This is a genomic window from Cytobacillus praedii, assembly GCF_001439605.1.
GTDB classification, from domain to species: Bacteria; Bacillota; Bacilli; order Bacillales; family Cytobacillaceae; genus Cytobacillus; species Cytobacillus praedii.
The window spans coordinates 1-20,768 of the sequence record NZ_LMBX01000007.1; the positions used below are offsets into that span (position 1 = coordinate 1).

Here is a 20,768-nt window from a genome sequence, read left to right on the forward strand (position 1 = left end):
ATTGTTCTATTTCTATTTTAAAACAAAAAAGACTGTAGGCAAACTCGATTTTCATCGAGTTTGTCTACAGTCTGAGTCCCTGTTTATACAGGGGCTTTTTTTATACATTAAAAAAGTAAATATTTATAGGAGTTTAGTAAAAGTACAGCTGCACCTATATCTTCGGCTTTTCGGACAGCCGATCTGCGATTTTTCTTTATAAATAATACCATCTCCGTTAATTGTTGTTCCCCTTGTAAAAACTTTGCCTGTGTCTAAATCAGACTCACAAGAGATACTAAAGAAAAATATATGAACGGAGGAACAGACATGGATGCAAAAGTAGAAGAGCTCTATTCCGAACTCCGTAATACAAGACAGGAACTTTTAGAAAAATTAATGGATGATCGCAGCTCAAAACTAATTCGACCTTTTATTCTGGATGAGTTATATGATGTGGAAAGCACAATAGAAAGGATTGAAAAAGGGGTTTATGGCAAATGTGAAGTATCTGGCGAATTGCTTCCAGACAATATCTTAGCTGAGGTTCCTACCTTAAAAACCCTTGATGATTGTAATCGACTGGAGACATATTATCGAAAATCTTTGTATGAATAAGAATAAGCGCTTACTGTCGTTTTTATTCAGAGTGTGCTAAAATGCAAAGGTAAAGATAAGAGATATGGGGGTTGCCTTTGTGTTTTATTACATAATTGCCTTATTTGTTATTGCACTTGACCAATTAACGAAATATTTAATTGTCAAAAAAATGGAGCTAGGTGAAAGCATAGAAGTGATAGAAGACTTCCTTTATATAACATCCCATCGAAATAGAGGGGCTGCTTGGGGAATTCTTGAGGGACAAATGTGGTTCTTTTATATTATCACTGTTGTCGTAATCATTGGGATTGTTTATTACATTCAAAAAGCTGCAAAAGGGAAAATGTTATTTGGTGTATCATTAGGATTTATGCTTGGTGGAGCGATAGGTAACTTTATTGATCGTGTTTTCCGAAATGAAGTAGTGGATTTTGTGAACACCTATATATTTGGCTATGATTTCCCTGTCTTTAATGTTGCTGACTCAGCTTTAGTTATCGGCGTGGCGATGTTAATGATCCAAATGCTGTTAGAAGAGAGAGCGTTGAAAAAGGAGAAAACACATGGAGAAAATGGAACACACCATTCTTGAGGAACAAATAGGTGAAAGAATTGATAAAGTTCTTTCTGCTTTGAATAAAGAATGGTCACGGACACAGGTCCAGCAATGGATTAAAGAAGGACATGTTCTTGTTAATGAACAACAAATAAAAACAAATTATAAATGTGCTTTAAATGATCGAATCGAGATTATGATTCCAGAACCTGAAGAATTAGATGTTGTTCCGGAAGAAATGGATTTAGACATTTTTTACGAGGATCAAGATGTTTTGGTTGTGAATAAACCAAAAGGGATGGTTGTCCATCCTGCTCCAGGCCATGTTACAGGCACACTCGTAAATGGATTGATGGCTCATTGTAAGGACCTTTCTGGAATTAATGGGGTGATGAGACCAGGAATTGTTCACAGAATTGATAAAGATACATCAGGTTTGTTAATGGTGGCAAAGAATGATCTCGCTCATGAGAGTTTAGTTAACCAATTAGTTGATAAGACAGTGACAAGAAAATATCGTGCTATTGTCCATGGAGTGATTCCTCATGATTATGGAACAATTGACGCCCCTATTGCCCGTGATCAAAAGGAAAGACAAAGCATGGCTGTGACAGACAATGGCAAAAAGGCAGTTACCCATTTTCATGTGCTTGAGCGGTTTACTGATTTCACGTTTGTTGAATGTCAATTAGAAACAGGTAGAACGCATCAAATCCGGGTTCATATGAAATATATTGGCTACCCGCTGGCAGGAGATCCAAAGTACGGTCCGAGAAAAACTTTAAACATTGGCGGTCAGGCATTGCATGCAGGCATCTTAGGATTTGTTCATCCAAGATCAGGTGAATATATGGAGTTTGAAGCCCCGCTTCCTCCTAACTTTCAGAAGCTGGTTGATCAGCTGAAAAATAACCGTTGACAAGTACCTATGATTGCAATAAACTAAATTTAGTTAATTAAGAGTCCTTTAATACAGTCCCGTGAGGCTGAGAAGGAAACGGATAAGTGCAAAGGGGAGTTACCCTAAATCTGCGCTCGTTACCCTCTCGCCGAATCGGTGAGAGGGTTTTTTATATATAAAGTAAAGGCGGGGTTATTATCATGTCGCAAAAAGCAATTGTTCTCGATGAACAAGCAATCCGCAGAGCTTTGACGAGGATTGCCCATGAAATTATTGAAAAAAATAAAGGTATTGAAGGCTGTATTCTTGTTGGTATTCGAACAAGAGGAATTTATTTAGCCAGACGGCTAGCTGAACGAATCCAGCAAATAGAAGGAGCAAACATTCCTGTCGGAGAGCTTGACATTACTCTTTATCGTGATGACTTATCGAAGGTGACAGTAGATGAGGAGCCGTTAGTAAAGGGTTCTGAAATTCCACATGATATTACCAATCAAAAAGTAATTTTAGTTGATGACGTTCTTTATACAGGAAGAACGGTTAGAGCGGCACTTGATGCACTAGTTGATATTGGCAGACCATCTTCGGTACAGCTGGCTGTTTTAGTTGATCGAGGTCATAGAGAATTGCCGATCAGGGCTGACTATGTTGGTAAAAACATCCCTACATCAAGCTCAGAAAAGATTGTCGTTGAACTAAACGAAGTCGACGAGCATGAGCATGTAAGTATTTTTGAAAACTAGTTGGCAAACCCTTTAAATATAGCCCAGTGAGGCTAAAAAGGAATCGAGGAGAATGAAACATGAATAAGCCAGTATTAGACATCAATGATTTTCCGAGTAAAACGCAGCTTATTACATTAAGCTTTCAGCATATGTTTGCGATGTTTGGCTCAACCATTTTAGTGCCGCAGTTAGTTGGATTAAGTCCTGCTATCGCACTCTTAACAAGCGGGATTGCAACAATTATCTTTTTATTCATCACGCAATTTAAAGTACCTGCGTATTTAGGTTCATCATTTGCCTTCATCACTCCCATACTAATTGCAACAAACTTTGGGGAGAATCCGGGTAACGCAATGATTGGAGCGATGGCGGTCGGTGTCACCTACTCCCTAGTCGCTTTAGTTATTTGGAAGGCTGGCTATAAATGGCTGATGCGGCTTTTACCGCCAATTGTTGTTGGTCCAGTCATCATGGTTATCGGGTTAGGTTTATCAGGAACTGCAGTGAATATGGCAATGAATGTCAACGATAAATATAGTTTTATTCACTTTACAGCTGCACTAGTTACATTATTTTCAGCAATCATCTTCACAGTTTATTTTAAAAATATTTTAAGTGCGATGCCGATTTTACTTGGTCTGATTATAGGTTATATATATTCTGCTATCATTGGAATTATAGATTATACGCCAGTAAAAGAAGCAAAATGGTTTGCGCTGCCTGATTTCTTGTTTCCAGGTGTGCATTATGAATTTAATATAACCTCAACGGTTTTACTTGCTATGGTGCCGATTGTACTTGTCACCATCTCAGAACATATTGGACATCAATTAGTACTAGGAAAAGTAGTAAACCGCAATTACATTAAAGATCCGGGCTTACACCGCTCAATCTTTGCAGATGGGTTAGGAACATTTATCAGTGCATTCCTAGGTGGACCACCAAAGACAACGTATGGAGAAAATATTGGTGTACTAGCAATTACACGCGTTTACTCCGTATACGTCATATTTGGAGCGGCTGTGCTAGCCATTTTGTTCGCTTTCTTCGGCAAAGCAATGGCGTTGATACAAACCATTCCAACTGCTGTACTTGGAGGGATTTCGATCCTATTATTCGGGATTATTGCCTCCAGCGGGCTGCGTATGCTTGTTGAAAATAATATTGATTTTGGCAAAAACAGAAATCTAGTTATCTCGTCAGTAATCTTAGTCATTGGAATTGGCGGAGCAGCTTTAAGATTCTCAGAAACTTTTGCGATTGAAGGGATGGCACTTGCTGCTATTGTAGGAGTGATCCTGAACCTTATTTTACCAGGAAGAGAAATTGTCCAAGATGAGGACGATAAAATTTCATAAGTTACCTTTTAAAGAAGTCCAGAGAGGCTTACAAGGGTGTAAAGTATTAGTTAGGGCATAAGGATATAAATATTCATGTCTCTTAAGCCATAGCTATGCTTAGAAGTTTCAGCACCCTGAATATATTTAGGGTGCTTTTTCTATTATGAAAATTTGGAGGGATAGGCTTGAAACACTTACTTCAGACATCAGATCTAACGATAAATGATATTTCTCAAATCCTCTCAGATGCTCAATACTTTTTAGATGGCGGGGACTGGTTACCTAAGAAGAATATTTTTGTAGCCAATTTATTTTTTGAAAACAGTACCAGGACAAAGTGCAGTTTCGAGGTTGCTCAGAGAAGGCTAGGCTTAAATATTATCCCTTTTGAGGTAAGCACATCAAGTGTTTCAAAGGGTGAAACATTGTATGACACAGTCAAAACACTTGAGGCAATTGGAGTAAATGCTGTTGTGATTCGTCATAATCAGGATCGCTATTTTGATGAGCTTGCAGGAAAATCAGATGTTTCAATTATTAATGCAGGGGATGGGTGTGGACATCACCCAACACAATCCCTTCTTGACTTATTAACTATTAAACAGGAGTTTGGCAGCTTTAGGGGGCTTAAGGTAGCTATTATTGGTGATATCAGACATAGCCGTGTGGCAAGATCAAATGCGGATACATTGGTTCGTTTAGGAGCAAACGTGGTTTTCTCCGGGCCTGCAGAGTGGTTTAATGAAGAACTTCTTGAAAATGGATCATATGAAGCGATTGACTCAGCTGTAGAAACAGCGGATGTTGTTATGCTGCTTAGAATCCAGCATGAGCGCCATGGAGATAAAGGAACGAAAGCAGCGGATGATTACCATCAAGCATTTGGACTAACAATAGAGAGAGAAAAAAGAATGAAGCCAGGAAGCATCATCATGCATCCAGCGCCAGTTAATAGAAATGTAGAGATTGCTGATAGCTTAGTAGAATGCGAACGTTCAAGGATCTTTAAACAAATGAAAAATGGTGTGTATATCAGAATGGCTGTACTTAAGAGGACTATTGAACAAATGGAAGGGAGCGGTCAAAATGAACACATTAATCAAAAATGGACAGTTGCTAACTAATAAAGGGGACCTAAAAGCTGCAGATATTTATATAGAAGCTGGGAAAATCATCGAAATAGGAGAAGGGCTTACAAGAGAAGCGGATGAAATCATTGATGCGAATGGCCTGTTAGTTTCTCCAGGTTTTCTTGATCTTCACATCCATTTGCGGGAGCCTGGCGGGGAAAAGAAAGAGACCATTGCAACAGGAACAGCAGCTGCAGCAAGGGGAGGGTTTACAACTGTTGCGGCAATGCCGAACACCAGGCCAGTTCCAGATACGAGGGAACAATTAGATTGGCTTAATAAACGTATTGAAGAAACAGCTTCAGTAAGGGTGCTTCCGTATGCATCGATCACCATCCGTGAGCTTGGTGAGGAATTAACTGATTTTCAAGCATTGAAAGAAGCGGGTGCCTTTGCGTTTACCGATGATGGAGTAGGCGTACAATCTGCTGTGATGATGCTGCAAGCGATGAAGAAAGCTGCTGAACTGGATATGGCGATCGTTGCTCATTGTGAAGAAAATACACTGATTAATAAAGGATCTGTTCATGAAGGGGATTTTTCTGTAAGGAATGGATTAAATGGCATTCCATCTGTTTGTGAATCAGTCCATATCGCAAGAGACGTGCTTTTAGCGGAAGCAGCCAATTGTCATTACCACGTCTGTCATATTAGCACCAAGGAATCCGTGAGAGTCGTAAGAGATGCAAAGCGTGCTGGAATCAAGGTAACAGCTGAAGTAACACCGCATCATCTGCTTTTATGTGAAGATGATATCCCTGGACTTGATACGAATTATAAGATGAACCCTCCTCTAAGAGGAGTGGCAGATAGAGCAGCTTTAATTGAAGGAATACTGGATGGAACAATCGATTTTATTGCAACGGATCATGCACCACATACAGAAGAGGATAAAGCAGAGGGAATGAAGCTCGCGCCATTTGGGATTGTAGGCTTAGAAACAGCTTTCCCCCTCCTATATACACATTTTGTTGAAAAAGGTTTGTTTACATTAAAACAGCTAGTCGATTTTCTCTCAGTCAAGCCAGCTGAAGCGTTTAACCTTTCATCTGGGAAGCTTGAGATTGGTGCAGAGGCAGATATCGTTCTAATAGACCTGAACCGCTCGGAAAAAATAAATCCAGAGCAATTTTTATCAAAAGGAAAAAATTCACCGTTTGGCGGCTGGGAATGCAAAGGCTGGCCTGTGCTAACAATGGTAAATGGAAAAATTGCATGGAGTGAGGGGAGAGTAACAGCATGAAAAAACAGCTAATTTTAGAAGATGGCACTGTATTTATTGGGGATGGCTTTGGCAGTGATACGAATACAATAGGGGAAGTTGTATTCAATACTGGAATGACGGGCTATCAGGAAATTATTTCAGATCCTTCGTATTGTGGCCAAATTGTTACCCTCACTTATCCTCTTATCGGGAACTACGGAATAAATCGAGATGATTTTGAATCGATTTCTCCAGCCATTCAAGGCTTTATCGTCAAGGAGGCAGCAGATTTTCCATCCAACTGGCGAAATGAAAAATCACTAAATGAATATTTCCAAATGAAAAATATTCCGGGAATTGCTGGAATAGATACGAGAAAATTAACGAGAATTATCCGTCAGCATGGGACTTTAAAGGGTGCAATTTGCGGAATGGAAGAAGATGCAGCATCCGTAGTAGAAAAGCTGCGGGCAACTAAACTTCGAAATGACCAAGTTAAGGCTGTTTCTACAAAAACACCTTATCCAAGTCCCGGCCGTGGCAGAAGAGTCGTTCTTGTTGACTTCGGCATGAAGCACGGAATATTACGAGAGTTAAATAAACGTGACTGTGACGTGATTGTTGTTCCATACAATACGACAGCAGAGGAAATTCTTAACTTAAGTCCAGATGGGGTAATGCTCTCAAATGGACCAGGAGATCCGAAAGATGTGCAGGAAGCAATTACAATGATTAATAGTTTATTAGGTGTAGTGCCTCTGTTTGGCATCTGCCTTGGTCATCAGCTTTTTGCACTTGCTTGCGGTGCAAATACAGAGAAAATGAAATTTGGCCATCGCGGATCAAATCATCCGGTAAAGGAATTGGTAACAGGAAAAGTTGATATTACTTCACAAAACCATGGCTACACGGTCGAAGAACATTCAATTATGAATACAAGATTAGAGGTTACTCATATTGCTCTTAATGATGGAACAGTTGAAGGATTGAAGCATAAAGATTATCCAGCTTTTACTGTCCAATATCATCCTGAAGCATCACCAGGTCCTGAAGATGCCAACGGTCTTTTTGAGCAATTTTTAAAGATGATTGAAATTGAGAAACAGGAAGGTGCGAACAAATGCCAAAGCGTACAGATATAAAAAGCATACTAGTTATTGGATCGGGCCCCATCGTCATTGGTCAGGCAGCAGAGTTTGATTATGCTGGAACGCAAGCCTGTATCGCCCTAAAGGAAGAAGGATATAGAGTCATCCTCGTCAATTCAAACCCAGCGACAATCATGACAGATACAGAAATTGCAGATGCTGTATATATCGAGCCGCTTACATTAGAATTCGTGAGCCGAATCATTCGCAAGGAACGACCGGATGCACTTGTCCCAACACTTGGAGGACAAACAGGGCTTAACCTTGCAGTAGAACTCGCTAAATCAGGGGTCCTTGAGGAATGTGGAGTAGAAATTCTAGGTACGAAGCTTTCGGCTATAGAACAAGCAGAGGATCGCGACCTTTTTAGAAATTTGATGAATGAACTTGGTGAGCCAGTGCCTGAAAGTGAAATTATCCATACATTAGAAGAAGCCTATGAGTTTGTGAATAAGATTGGCTATCCTGTCATCGTTCGTCCAGCTTTCACACTTGGTGGTACAGGTGGAGGCATTTGCCGCGATGAAGCGGAGCTTAATGAGTTTGTTGCGAGTGGTTTGAAGAATAGCCCTGTAACACAATGCTTATTAGAAAAAAGCATAGCCGGATTTAAAGAAATTGAATACGAGGTTATGAGAGATTCAAGTGATCATGCAATTGTTGTTTGTAACATGGAAAACATCGACCCAGTTGGTGTTCATACAGGAGATTCGATTGTTGTCGCTCCAAGCCAAACTCTAAGTGACCGCGAGTATCAATTATTAAGAAATGTCTCATTAAAAATTATTCGTGCATTAGGAATCGAAGGGGGATGTAATGTTCAGCTGGCACTCGATCCGTATAGCTTCAACTACTATATTATTGAAGTGAACCCAAGGGTTAGCCGTTCATCCGCATTGGCATCAAAAGCAACTGGTTACCCTATTGCTAAGCTTGCTGCAAAAATCGCAGTCGGCTTAACGTTAGATGAAATGATGAACCCGGTTACTGGTAAAACCTATGCAAGCTTCGAGCCAGCACTTGATTACATTGTCACAAAAATTCCGCGCTGGCCGTTCGATAAATTTGAATCAGCGAACCGTTCCTTAGGAACACAAATGAAGGCGACTGGTGAGGTAATGGCAATCGGCCGGACATTTGAGGAATCATTATTAAAAGCGGTACGTTCACTTGAAGCAAATGTGTTTCATCTTACGCTGCAAGAGGCAAATACAATTGATAATGATTTAATGGAAAAAAGAATTCGCAAAGCTGGAGATGAGCGCCTATTCTATATCGGTGAAGCACTTAGAAGAGGTGTTACTATTGAAACGATTCATGATTGGAGCCAGATTGACCTATTCTTCCTTCATAAAATGGAAAAAATCGTTACCTTTGAAAAGGTACTCGCTGCCAAACCTTTTGACAAGGATAGTGGAAGGAAAGCGAAGGAAATGGGCTTTGCTGACTGTACAATCGCTGCTATCTGGAATTCGACTGAATTAGAGGTTTATAAGTGGAGAACCGAAAATGATATGGTGCCTGTCTATAAAATGGTTGATACATGTGCAGCAGAATTTGAATCGGAAACACCATATTACTATGGAACATATGAGGAAGAAAATGAATCGGTCGTGACAGATCGAAAGAGTGTGGTTGTTCTCGGTTCAGGACCGATCCGCATCGGGCAAGGGGTTGAGTTTGACTATGCAACAGTACATTCGGTTTGGGCGATTAAAGAAGCAGGTTATGAGGCTATTATTATTAATAACAATCCTGAAACGGTTTCCACAGACTTCAGTATTTCCGATAAGCTCTACTTCGAGCCGCTGACTATTGAAGATGTCATGCACATTATCGATCTAGAAAAGCCAGAAGGAGTTGTTGTCCAGTTTGGCGGACAAACAGCTATTAATCTTGCTGCTGATCTAGTAGAAAGAGGTGTGAATATTCTCGGGACTTCTCTTGAAAATCTTGATCGTGCAGAGAATCGAGATAAGTTCGAACAGGCCTTATCGGAACTTCACATTCCTCAGCCAAAAGGAAAAACAGCCCTCTCTGTAGAAGAGGCTGTTAAAATCGCAAATGGCATTGGCTACCCTGTTCTTGTCCGCCCATCCTATGTTCTTGGCGGGCGTGCGATGGAAATTGTATATAAAGAAGAAGAACTTCTTCACTATATGAAAAATGCGGTGAAGGTAAATCCGGAACATCCGGTTCTAATTGACAGGTATTTGACAGGGAAAGAAATTGAAGTAGATGCAATCTCAGATGGAGAAAATGTCTTGATTCCTGGAATTATGGAGCACATAGAGCGTGCGGGTGTTCATTCAGGTGACTCGATTGCAGTCTATCCGCCACAGAGTATATCTGCTGAAGTAAAAGAGAAGCTGGTTGATTATACAGAAAAGCTTGCAAAGGGACTTGGGATTATTGGACTATTAAACATCCAATACATTGTTGCAAATGAAGAAGTGTTTGTGATTGAAGTCAATCCAAGATCAAGCCGTACAGTACCCTTCTTAAGTAAAATTACCAATGTACCGATGGCAAACATCGCAACAAAGGTCATTCTGGGACAATCTTTAAAGGAGCAGGGCTACCAGACTGGTCTAGTACCAGAAAAAAAGGGGGTATTTGTAAAAGTGCCAGTATTCTCTTTTGCGAAATTAAGAAGAGTAGATATTACCCTCGGTCCAGAAATGAAGTCAACTGGTGAGGTAATGGGAAAAGATTCTACCCTTGAAAAAGCTTTATATAAAGGATTAGTTGCTTCAGGAATGAAGATTCATCCATTTGGTTCGGTCCTAATGACCGTGGCTGATAAAGATAAAGAGGAATCACTTCATCTAGCTAAACGATTTGCTTCAATTGGCTACCGCTTGTTAGCAACGAGCGGAACTGCACAGCTTTTGAGTGCATCAGGTATCTCTGTTGAAGTTGTTGATAAGATTGGATCAGAGGGTCCAAATTTACTTGATGTTATCCGGAACGGGAAGGCACAAATTATTATTAATACCTTAACAAAAGGGAAACAGCCTGAACGAGACGGTTTCCGAATTCGTCGGGAAGCCGTTGAAAATGGCGTTCCATGCTTAACGTCGCTTGATACGGCAGATGCAATCTTAAAGGTAATCGAATCAATGAATTTCTCAGCGGATCCAATGGAAAAGCCAGCTGAAATCCAGGAGGCGGTCTTTGCGTGATCAAAAAAGAATTATGCCAAATCGTCTCACAAGCAGAAATAGCGGAACATATTTTCAAGCTCACCCTTCAAGGTGAGCTGGTCCGCGAAATGAATGAGCCAGGACAATTTGTTCATCTTAAGGTGTCAGATTATGCTGAACCACTTCTAAGAAGACCAATTAGTATTTCAGATATTAATAAGGATGAGAATCAATTTACAATGATATACCGTGCAGAAGGAAGGGGTACAGCACTGCTTTCCGAGAGAAAACCCGGAGATTTTGTTGATGTTCTTGGTCCTCTAGGGAATGCTTTCCCCATTGAAGCGGCATCGACTGGCGAAACAGCTCTGCTCGTTGGCGGGGGCATTGGTGTACCCCCTCTATACGAGCTATCTAAGCGGCTTGTAAAACGTGGGGTTAAAGTCATCCATGTTCTTGGATTTCAATCCGAAAATGTCGTATTTTATGATGAAGATTTTACAAAACTCGGGGAAACATATGTAGCCACAGTTGATGGAAGCTATGGTACGAAAGGGTTTGTTACCAACATCATCGAGGATCGGAAGCTTACATTTGATGTGCTTTATTCATGTGGCCCCACGCCGATGCTTAAGGCACTTGAAAATAATTATAAGGATAAGAAGGTATACCTTTCATTGGAAGAACGAATGGGCTGCGGGATTGGTGCTTGCTTTGCGTGTGTGTGCCACACTGCGGATGATCCTTCAGGGCACACATATAAAAAAGTTTGCAGTGATGGACCTGTTTTTAAAGCTGGGGAGGTGCTTCTATGAAATCATTACAAATAAGCTTGCCCGGATTAGAATTAAAGAATCCAATCATGCCGGCATCGGGCTGCTTTGGGTTTGGCCGTGAATTCAGCCAGCTCTTTGATCTAAGCCTGCTTGGTGCGATTATGATTAAAGCAACAACCTTTGAACCTCGGTTTGGGAATCCAACCCCGCGAGTTGCTGAAACTACAGCAGGAATGCTAAATGCAATCGGGCTGCAAAATCCGGGACTTGAAAAAGTAATGAATGAAGAACTGCCTTGGCTTGATCAATTCGATGTTCCGATTATTGCCAATGTTGCCGGCTCACAAGAAGAAGACTATATTGCTGTTGCGAAAGATATCTCCAAAGCACCAAATGTTCATGCTTTAGAATTAAATATCTCCTGTCCGAATGTTAAAACGGGCGGAATTGCCTTCGGAACCATTCCAGAAGTGGCTAAAATTTTAACGAAAAAAGTCAAGGAAGTGTCTGAAGTACCCGTTTATGTAAAGCTATCGCCTAATGTAACAAATATAGTCGAAATGGCGAGAGCGGTTGAAGATGGCGGAGCTGATGGATTAACGATGATTAATACGCTTGTTGGGATGAGAATTGACTTGAAAACCGGGAAGCCAATTTTAGCAAACAAAACAGGCGGATTATCTGGACCTGCTATAAAGCCTATAGCCATTCGTATGATTCATGAAGTAAGCCAGCATGTGTCCTTGCCGATTATTGGCATGGGCGGCGTTCAATCGGCGGAGGATGTAATTGAATATTACTATGCAGGTGCTAGTGCGGTTGCAGTCGGAACAGCAAACTTTGTCGATCCATTCGTCTGTCCAACGATCATTGAGGAACTACCTGAATTAGTGAGAAGCCTGGGATTTGAACATATATCTGAATGTACGGGAAGGAGCTGGAAAAATGGATAAGTCACTTATTCTTGCGCTTGATTTTACAGATAAAAAGGAAGTATTTCAGTTTTTAAATCGATTTGAAGATGAAAAGCTTTTTGTGAAAGTGGGCATGGAGCTCTTTTATCAGGAAGGTCCTAGTATCATCTATGATTTAAAAGAAAAAGGTCATGATATTTTTCTAGATTTAAAGCTACATGACATCCCGAATACAGTTAAAGGAGCGATGAAGGGGCTTGCCCGTCTTGGCTGCGACCTAGTGAATGTACATGCAGCAGGTGGGAAGGAAATGATGGAAGCAGCTCTTGAAGGATTGGAAGCAGGTACACCTGCTGGAAAGAACAGACCTTCATGTATTGCAGTCACACAGCTAACAAGTACTTCTGAAGAGCAAATGCAAGAAGAGCAGCTTATTCGAGTCCCGATGGAGGAATCTGTCCTTCATTATGCTGCCTTAACGAAGAAAGCCGGACTTGACGGGGTGGTGTGCTCAACTTTCGAAGCCAAGTCTATTCGACAATTACTTGGTTATTCCTTTCTGTCAGTAGTACCGGGGATTCGATTGCAATTAGATGATATTCAGGATCAAAAACGAGTGGCGACTCCTGCATATGCTAAATCTGAAGGTGCATCAGCAATCGTTGTCGGCCGGCCAATTACAAAATCATCTAACCCGCTGGAAAAATACATTGAATTCAAACAATCATGGGAGGGTGCTCATCAATGAAACAACAAATTGCCGAACGTTTACTAGAAATTAAAGCCGTTGCGTTAGAGCCGAATAATCCATTTACATGGTCATCTGGTATGAAATCTCCCATTTACTGCGATAATCGGTTAACACTTTCCTATCCTGCTGTTAGGAAGGAAATTGCTATTGGATTGAAGGAAACTATTTTGGAGAAGTTTCCAGAAGCTGAATTAATCGCAGGTACGGCAACTGCTGGAATTCCACATGCCGCATGGGTCAGCGACTTAATGGACCTGCCGATGTGCTATGTTCGTTCGAAGCCTAAGGGACATGGTCAAGGTAACCAAATTGAGGGAAAAGCAGAACCGGGACAAAAGGTTGTTGTAGTGGAGGATCTAATCTCAACAGGCGGCAGCGTCATAACGGCTGTTGAAGCATTGCGCCAAGCTGGATGTGAAGTCCTTGGTGTTGTCGCAATCTTTACTTACCAGTTAGAAAAAGGTAAACAATTGCTAGAAGATGCAAACATAACTGCCTGCACATTGACTGATTTTGAAACCCTTTCTGAAATTGCGAAGGAAAAAGGATATATTCAGGAAGAAGACATGGAGAAACTAATCGAATGGCGGAAAGATCCAGCAGAATGGGGACTAGTTAGTAAATAATTGTGGGGCAGAGGGGACAGGTTACTGTCCCCTCTGTAGTTCTGCTTGGAAAAAACAAGTTCACAGGGAATAAAGTAATATAGGGTATTAATCTTCCGTTTCATAAATGAAAATATGGGACAAGGTCCCTGCCCTCGTCCCATATTTTTGTTTAGCCCTGCCTTAATGAAAGAATAATCTCCTCATCTGGTGTCACATAGACAGTCTGCTGGTTCTCATAAATCACAAATCCTGGTTTGGCTCCGCTAGGCTTTTTTACATGCCGAACCTGTGTGAAGTCTACTGGAACTGAGCTGGAGCTGCGTGCCTTACTATAATAGGCTGCTAAATTGGCCGCTTCTAATATTGTTGATTCTGCAGGCTCTTTACTACGGATCACTACATGTGAGCCTGGAATATCTTTCGTATGCAGCCAAATCTCGTCTCTTGCAGCTAGTTTATTTGTTAAGTAATCATTCTGTTTATTATTTTTCCCGACAAAAATTTCCGTTCCATCAGAAGAGATGTACCGGTCAAGAAGCGGCTTTATGCTTTGGTTTTTCTTGTTTTTCTTTTTTTGCCTATCCCTTATATAACCACCCTCAATTAATTCCTCGCGTATTTCTTCAATATCCTTCGGTGAGGCTGATTCCACTTGCTGCAGCAAGGCTTCGAAATAAGCAAACTCCGCTTTTGTCATTTCAATCTGCTCTTTTACAATCGTAATTGCATTCTTCGCCTTCTGATATTTTGTAAAATATTTCTGTGCATTTTCAGAAGGGGATTTTTGCGGGTCGAGCGGAATGGTCACCATGGCCCCGTTTTCGTCATAATAATTGCTGACTTCTATTGTTTTCATTCCTTTTTTTATCGCATAAATATTAGCTGTAATAAGTTCACCGTACAGCTGGTGCTGATCCGCGTTTTCTGCTTCTTTCAATGTCGCTAGCAGTTTTTCTATCTTCTTTTCATTTTTATCTTTTTCATTGTGAATAAAACGCTCTAAGTCATTTGCATGCTGCTTGACACGATCACGTTCTGCCTTGCCAAAATAAAAACGGTCAAGCATGTCACTAAGTGAATGGAACTTTTTGGGCTCACCTTGTAGATGCTCCAAGGGAAAAAGATAAAAGCTTTCTTTTTGACCGCCACTTATAATTGCTGGTGAGATTTGGTGATTCTTCAGTATTTGAATATAGTGTAAAAATGTTTTCGGAATAGTGGTCCTGTTAGCTAACCCTGCTTGGAAGAGAACCTCTCTTGCAACCAAGGGCGATAGTCCGGCAAATGCACCAACAAGCTGTTTATCTAGCTTTCCGCTATTAAAATCAATCTGTCGCAAGATATCGTCCTCGTTTGCTTCAAATGGATTCATCTTATCCTGCTGAGGCGGCAAAACATATTCCTGCCCAGGTAATATTGCCCTGTGACTGTTCACTGCAAATGAGACATGTTTAATGCTGTCTAAAATAATGTTTCTTGTTTTATCGACTAAAGTAATGTTGCTGTGTCTGCCCATTATTTCGACAATCAGCTGCTTGTAAGAAGTATCACCAATTTCATTTCTGCCTTTAACTTCGAAAATAATAATTCGATCCAAGCCAATTTGGCGTATTTCCTCTAGGAAAAATCCTTCAAGATGCTTTCTTAACAGCATGCAAAACATTGGCGGCTCTGATGGGTTATCATGAGTTTCGTTTGTTAGCTGCACCCTTGCGTAGCTAGGATGAGCGGAAAGCAGCAGCTTATGATTTTTTCCGTTTGCTCTTACTACTAAGATAATTTCATTTTTATAAGGCTGATGGATTTTATTAATTCTTCCCCCTTTTAACTCATTGGTAAGCTCTTCAGTCATAGCTCTCGTAAATAAACCGTCGAATGACATATGTAACATCCTTTTCTATATAAGTTGTATTGGCATTTTATTATAGGGGTTTTTTGTATAAAAGAGTCGTCGTTAATCTTAATTGATTCCTTGAATTTCGCATTTAGTGCATAGAGGGAACCAATACTCATTATTGGCTCCTCGATTTTCACATTTGGTGAAAGAAGGAAACTAATACCTTTTATTGATTCCACGAAAATTGCATCTTGTGAATAAAAGGGAAGCCATCCCCACTATTGATTCCAAGAAAATTGCATGTAGTTCATAAAAGGGAAGCAATCGCCTCAATTGATTCCACAAAAGTTGGATTTTGTGAATAAAAGGGAAGCCATCCCCACTATTGATTCCACAAAAGTTGGATTTGGTGCATAAATAGGGAAGCAATCCCCTCTTTTACCTCCTCAAATATTGCATTTAGTTCATTTTAGGGAATCAATGAACTCTATTGAGTCCACAAATCTCACTTTTCATGCATATTAAGTAGTCATTAGCACCTATTGATTCCCCATTCTTAGATTCACTCACATTTTTATCAGTCAATTCAATCAATTAAAAACCAATGACATGTGGTTTTATGCTTGTCATGACTAGCAAAGCGGATGCCGCTTTTAATCAATCTAGCTGCGGCTCCAAGCCCCCTCGAGGTCATAAGCCAATCTGGCTAGAAAATTAAAGGACAAACCTTCCACTCACCTTGACTTATGCTTGTCGGGGCTGATTAAGCGGGATTCCGCATTTAATAATATCATAGCATTTTTTCGGACAAGGCTGAATAAGCTTTCTTTAGATGATAAGTATGGCTTGGAGGAGGAAGTGATGTCTGAATGAAATTCCATGAAATGAACGAAACAGAGGTTGAGCAGGCATTGAATACGGATTCAACATCTGGCTTAACTGAAGATGATGTAAAAAAACGCAGAAATCAATTTGGGAAGAATGAATTAGAAGAGGGGGAAAAGCAATCAGCCTTACTCTTGTTCTTTAGCCAATTTAAAGATTTCATGGTCCTTGTTTTACTTGCGGCAACACTTATTTCAGGACTGCTAGGTGAATACATTGATGCAGTTGCAATTATTGCCATTGTTATCATTAATGGGCTGCTTGGGTTTTTTCAAGAAAGAAAGGCGGAAAGATCACTGCAAGCATTAAAGGAGCTATCTGCTCCGCAAGTAAGTGTATTAAGAGATGGCGAGTGGATAAAGATTCCATCAAAAGATGTTGTAGTTGGAGATCTGCTTAAATTTTCGAGTGGAGATCGGGTAGGAGCAGATGTTAGAATCATCGAATCGAATAGTTTGGAAGTAGAAGAATCTGCTTTAACTGGTGAATCATTGCCAGTTGGGAAAACTACGGGTGCGATCAAAAAAGCCAATATTGGGATTGGCGATATGGAAAATATGGCTTTTATGAGCACATTAGTTACTCGCGGAAGCGGGATGGGAATCGTTGTTGCAACAGGGATGAAAACTGCAATGGGACAAATTGCCGATTTACTGCAAAATGCGGAGACAATGACAACACCTTTACAGAGAAGACTGGAACAGCTAGGGAAAATCCTCATTACTGTTGCATTAATTCTTACTGTGCTTGTCGTAGTAGCGGGTGTCATCCAAGGGCATGATCTTTATACAATGTTCCTTGCGGGTGTCTCGTTAGCAGTAGCTGCTATACCAGAAGGCTTGCCAGCTATTGTAACAGTAGCCCTTTCGCTTGGTGTCCAGCGAATGATTAAGAAAAAAGCAATTGTTCGAAAACTGCCTGCAGTGGAAACACTAGGCTGTGCCTCTGTTATTTGTTCTGATAAAACAGGAACGATGACTCAAAACAAGATGACGGTAACCCATCTATGGAGCGGGGGGAATCAATGGCTTGTAGATGGGGTTGGCTATGAGCCTCAAGGGCACTTTTATAGAAATGACAATCAGGTGGAACCGAAGGAAGATAAGGCTCTTAAGCAAATGCTTATGTTTGGTATGCTATGCAATCATGCGGAAGTAAAACGAAAAGAGAATGAATTTGTGATTGATGGGGATCCAACAGAAGGGGCATTGCTTGTAGCGGCAATGAAGGCAGGTTATAACCGTGAAACTTTGCTAAACCAGTTTCAAATTGTAAAGGAATTCCCATTTGATTCTGAAAGAAAAATGATGAGCATCGTTGTTAAAGATCAGCAAGGCAAGCAATTTATAGTTACAAAGGGAGCACCAGATGTGTTAGTTGGTGTTTGTGAGTCGATTCTTTGGGATGGAAAACGAAAATTCTTAAATCGAGAAGTTACAGGACATATCCAAAAGGCCATTGAAGGCCTAGCTTCTCAAGCGTTAAGAACCATCGCAATCGGAGTAAAAGAACTTTCTCCCAACACAATCATTCTGGATGAAAAAGAAGCGGAGAAGGGATTAACCTTTATTGGTCTTCAAGGGATGATTGACCCGCCAAGACCAGAGGTGAAGGATGCGGTTAAAGAGTGTAAAGAAGCGGGAATTAAAACAGTTATGATTACTGGTGATCATGTGATTACTGCTAAAGCGATTGCAAAACAGCTTGGGATTCTAACAAATAAATCGAAGGTTCTTGATGGGAAAGCACTTTCTGAAATGAATGTAGATGAGCTTGAAGAGGTTGTCGATGATGTATCTGTTTTTGCACGTGTCTCTCCGGAGCATAAACTAAAAATTGTGAAAGCGCTGCAGAATAAAGGACATATAGTTGCGATGACTGGTGATGGGGTCAATGATGCGCCAGCAATAAAAGCTGCGGATATAGGAGTGGCAATGGGGATAACAGGTACAGATGTGGCTAAGGAAGCATCTGCACTTGTACTATTAGATGATAATTTTGCAACGATTAAAGCGGCAATCAAAGAAGGCAGAAACATATATGAAAATATTCGGAAGTTCATTCGATATTTGCTCGCATCCAATGTAGGGGAGATTTTGGTTATGCTGTTTGCAATGATATTAGGACTTCCGCTCCCATTAGTTCCTATTCAAATTCTATGGGTGAACCTTGTGACCGATGGACTTCCTGCTATGGCATTAGGTCTTGATCAGCCTGAGGATGATGTGATGAAACGGAAGCCGAGAAACCCAAGGGAAGGCGTTTTTGCTAGAGGACTTGGGTGGAAGGTTGTTTCAAGAGGGTTTTTAATTGGAATAGCGACATTGCTAGCGTTTATATTCGCCTATCACGCTAATCCAAATGACTTGCCATATGCGCAAACCATTGCTTTTGCAACCCTAGTACTAGCACAGCTGATTCATGTATTTGATTGCCGAAGCGAAAAATCAGTATTTGCAAGGAATCCATTTGGAAACAAGTATTTAGTTTGGGCGGTTATATCTTCCTTGTTATTGCTGTTTGTTGTCATTTATTATCCGCCATTACAGCCAATTTTCCATACTGTGCCAATTGAAATGAAAGATTGGCTAATGATTACTGGACTTGCTGCGGTTCCAACATTTTTACTTGCAGGATCATTTTTGCTGACAAAAAGAAAATAAATTATGTTATAATGAATAAGGTAGTAGAGATTTTCTCTACTACTTTTTTCTGTGTAGCCGGATGGCCTTAACAAAAAGTTTGCTGATGCTATTTATTTTGCATACAATTTCCTTCATTTATGATAAAATACGAACTAATTGCTTGTAGTAATTACATAAAGAGAAACTTCCATCATTGTGGATTTCCCGACACAAAGGACGTGCAAGTGCCGACGTTATCACAGGATGTAGCGTTCTTGGTCGGCTTTTATCCTCCAATGAGGGGAAGTTAAACCAATCGGACATTTACGGGCAGATGATCCCTTGCTTAGGCTTCTGCGTAACTAGGTCTTCCTTAAAGTGGGGGGTTACTGCCCGTTAATCTGCGATAAAAATGGCATTCCTATAAGACAGGATGTGTTACATATGGTCGTTAGTATGACAGGTTTTGGCAGAAGCAAAAAGAGTTTGAATCAATTTTCTGCACTCGTTGAAATAAAGTCGGTAAACCACCGATTTTCTGAGTATCAAATCAGAATGCCGAGACAGCTTTTTCATTTGGAAGACAAAATAAAGAAAAAGCTGGGTGAGTCTATTCATCGAGGCAGAATTGAAGTATATGTAACAGTAGAAGGTGATCAGCTAGCAACCCGTCAAGTACAGGTTGATTGGACTTTATTAGACGAGTATTACCAATACATAACAAAAATTAAAGATCGATTTGCTATTGATCAGGGACTTACAGTTCATGACTTTATACGGGATGAACTCATTTCTATTGAGGAAAAAGATGCTGGAAATGAGGAAATAGAAAGAGTTGTGCTGGCTGCTATTGAAGAAGCGAGTGAACATTTACTGCATATGCGAAAATTGGAAGGTACGGAGCTAGAAAAAGATTTAAAGCTTTATCTTAATGAAGTTGCTGAACGAATCAATCACTTAAAAGAGTTAGCTCCTAAGGTTGTGCAACAATATCAAGAGCGGCTAACAAAACGAATGAGTTTATTTTTAGAGGGTCAGCTGGATGAAGCGAGAATCTTAACAGAGGTTGCATTGTTTGCCGATAAGGCAGATATTAGCGAAGAGCTTACAAGGCTATTAAGCCATTTGAATCAATTCGAATCCACCCTTCAAGTGAATGAACGCGTAGGCAGAAAATTAGATTTCTTAATTCAAGAAATGAACAGGGAAGTAAATACGATCGGTTCGAAGGCCAATGATGCATCGATTGCTTCGGAGGTTGTTGAGCTAAAGAGCTGTCTCGAAAAAATGAAAGAACAAGTGCAAAATATTGAATAAGGTTTGTTTAGAAAAGGTTTTACGGGGTCAAAATATATAACTGATACTTGGAGGACGAAAATGTCGATTAAATTAATAAACATCGGTTTTGGCAATATTGTTTCAGCTAACCGAATAATCTCAATAGTCAGCCCGGAATCAGCACCAATCAAAAGAATTATACAAGATGCCCGTGACCGTGGTTCATTAATCGATGCAACATATGGCAGAAGAACAAGAGCGGTTATAGTGATGGATAGTGATCATGTCATCCTTTCAGCAGTTCAGCCTGAAACTGTTGCCCATCGCTTAAATGACCGAGATGAAATTATCGATGAAGGGTAGGAT

General features: G+C 40.4%; 17 protein-coding genes. 16 read left to right on the forward strand and 1 reads right to left on the reverse strand.

Annotated elements, in window-relative coordinates:
* Nucleotides 1-309 precede the first annotated feature (309 nt).
* The 13 genes from ASU02_RS09250 (at nt 310) to pyrE (ending at nt 13,796) form a co-directional block, all read left to right on the forward strand.
* Complete coding sequence (locus ASU02_RS09250; protein WP_057763146.1) at nt 310-597, forward strand: hypothetical protein; 288 nt, start codon at nt 310-312, stop codon at nt 595-597.
* A 79-nt stretch (nt 598-676) separates the two neighbouring features.
* Nucleotides 677-1,171: a signal peptidase II gene (lspA, locus tag ASU02_RS09255; RefSeq protein WP_057763147.1), complete on the forward strand. Its 495-nt coding sequence runs from the start codon at nt 677-679 to the stop codon at nt 1,169-1,171.
* A complete protein-coding gene (locus ASU02_RS09260) occupies nt 1,143-2,054 on the forward strand; it encodes an RluA family pseudouridine synthase (protein WP_057763148.1) in 912 nt (303 codons plus the stop codon). The genes lspA and ASU02_RS09260 overlap by 29 nt, the downstream gene beginning before the upstream one ends.
* A gap of 182 nt (nt 2,055-2,236) precedes the next feature.
* A complete protein-coding gene (gene pyrR, locus ASU02_RS09265) occupies nt 2,237-2,779 on the forward strand; it encodes a bifunctional pyr operon transcriptional regulator/uracil phosphoribosyltransferase PyrR (protein ID WP_057763149.1) in 543 nt (180 codons plus the stop codon).
* A gap of 59 nt (nt 2,780-2,838) precedes the next feature.
* Entirely contained in the window at nt 2,839-4,119 is a 1,281-nt protein-coding gene (locus ASU02_RS09270) for a solute carrier family 23 protein (RefSeq protein ID WP_057763150.1), read from the forward strand.
* 167 nt (nt 4,120-4,286) lie between these two features.
* Entirely contained in the window at nt 4,287-5,225 is a 939-nt protein-coding gene (locus ASU02_RS09275) for an aspartate carbamoyltransferase catalytic subunit (protein ID WP_057763151.1), read from the forward strand.
* A complete protein-coding gene (locus tag ASU02_RS09280) occupies nt 5,188-6,474 on the forward strand; it encodes a dihydroorotase (protein ID WP_057763152.1) in 1,287 nt (428 codons plus the stop codon). Before ASU02_RS09275 ends, ASU02_RS09280 begins: the two co-directional genes overlap by 38 nt.
* Nucleotides 6,471-7,577: a carbamoyl phosphate synthase small subunit gene (locus ASU02_RS09285; protein WP_057763153.1), complete on the forward strand. Its 1,107-nt coding sequence runs from the start codon at nt 6,471-6,473 to the stop codon at nt 7,575-7,577. The genes ASU02_RS09280 and ASU02_RS09285 overlap by 4 nt, the downstream gene beginning before the upstream one ends.
* Nucleotides 7,556-10,768 (forward strand): carbamoyl-phosphate synthase large subunit, encoded by a 3,213-nt coding sequence (carB, locus tag ASU02_RS09290; RefSeq protein WP_057763154.1) that lies wholly within the window; start codon nt 7,556-7,558, stop codon nt 10,766-10,768. Before ASU02_RS09285 ends, carB begins: the two co-directional genes overlap by 22 nt.
* Nucleotides 10,765-11,544 (forward strand): dihydroorotate dehydrogenase electron transfer subunit, encoded by a 780-nt coding sequence (locus ASU02_RS09295; RefSeq protein WP_057763155.1) that lies wholly within the window; start codon nt 10,765-10,767, stop codon nt 11,542-11,544. The genes carB and ASU02_RS09295 overlap by 4 nt, the downstream gene beginning before the upstream one ends.
* Nucleotides 11,541-12,458: a dihydroorotate dehydrogenase gene (locus ASU02_RS09300; protein ID WP_057763156.1), complete on the forward strand. Its 918-nt coding sequence runs from the start codon at nt 11,541-11,543 to the stop codon at nt 12,456-12,458. Before ASU02_RS09295 ends, ASU02_RS09300 begins: the two co-directional genes overlap by 4 nt.
* Nucleotides 12,451-13,167, forward strand: coding sequence for an orotidine-5'-phosphate decarboxylase (gene pyrF / locus ASU02_RS09305; protein ID WP_057763157.1), 717 nt, complete (start codon nt 12,451-12,453; stop codon nt 13,165-13,167). Before ASU02_RS09300 ends, pyrF begins: the two co-directional genes overlap by 8 nt.
* Nucleotides 13,164-13,796: an orotate phosphoribosyltransferase gene (gene pyrE / locus ASU02_RS09310; protein ID WP_057763158.1), complete on the forward strand. Its 633-nt coding sequence runs from the start codon at nt 13,164-13,166 to the stop codon at nt 13,794-13,796. The genes pyrF and pyrE overlap by 4 nt, the downstream gene beginning before the upstream one ends.
* 151 nt (nt 13,797-13,947) lie before the next feature.
* On the opposite strand, the gene ASU02_RS09315 is transcribed toward pyrE, so the two are convergent.
* Nucleotides 13,948-15,660: an Rqc2 family fibronectin-binding protein gene (locus tag ASU02_RS09315; protein ID WP_057763159.1), complete on the reverse strand. Its 1,713-nt coding sequence runs from the start codon at nt 15,658-15,660 to the stop codon at nt 13,948-13,950.
* Nucleotides 15,661-16,484: 824 nt separating this feature from the next.
* On the opposite strand from ASU02_RS09315, the gene ASU02_RS09320 reads away from it, so the two are divergent.
* The 3 genes from ASU02_RS09320 to remA all read left to right on the forward strand — a co-directional run bounded on the left by ASU02_RS09320 (nt 16,485) and on the right by remA (nt 20,765).
* Entirely contained in the window at nt 16,485-19,163 is a 2,679-nt protein-coding gene (locus ASU02_RS09320) for a calcium-translocating P-type ATPase, SERCA-type (protein ID WP_057763160.1), read from the forward strand.
* Nucleotides 19,164-19,568: 405 nt separating this feature from the next.
* On the forward strand, nt 19,569-20,441 hold the full coding sequence (locus ASU02_RS09325) for a YicC/YloC family endoribonuclease (protein WP_057763161.1): 873 nt from the start codon (nt 19,569-19,571) through the stop codon (nt 20,439-20,441).
* A gap of 60 nt (nt 20,442-20,501) precedes the next feature.
* The gene (gene remA / locus ASU02_RS09330; protein WP_003350261.1) at nt 20,502-20,765 is read left to right on the forward strand and encodes an extracellular matrix/biofilm regulator RemA; all 264 of its coding nucleotides are present in this window, start codon (nt 20,502-20,504) and stop codon (nt 20,763-20,765) included.
* The last annotated feature ends 3 nt before the right edge of the window (nt 20,766-20,768 follow it).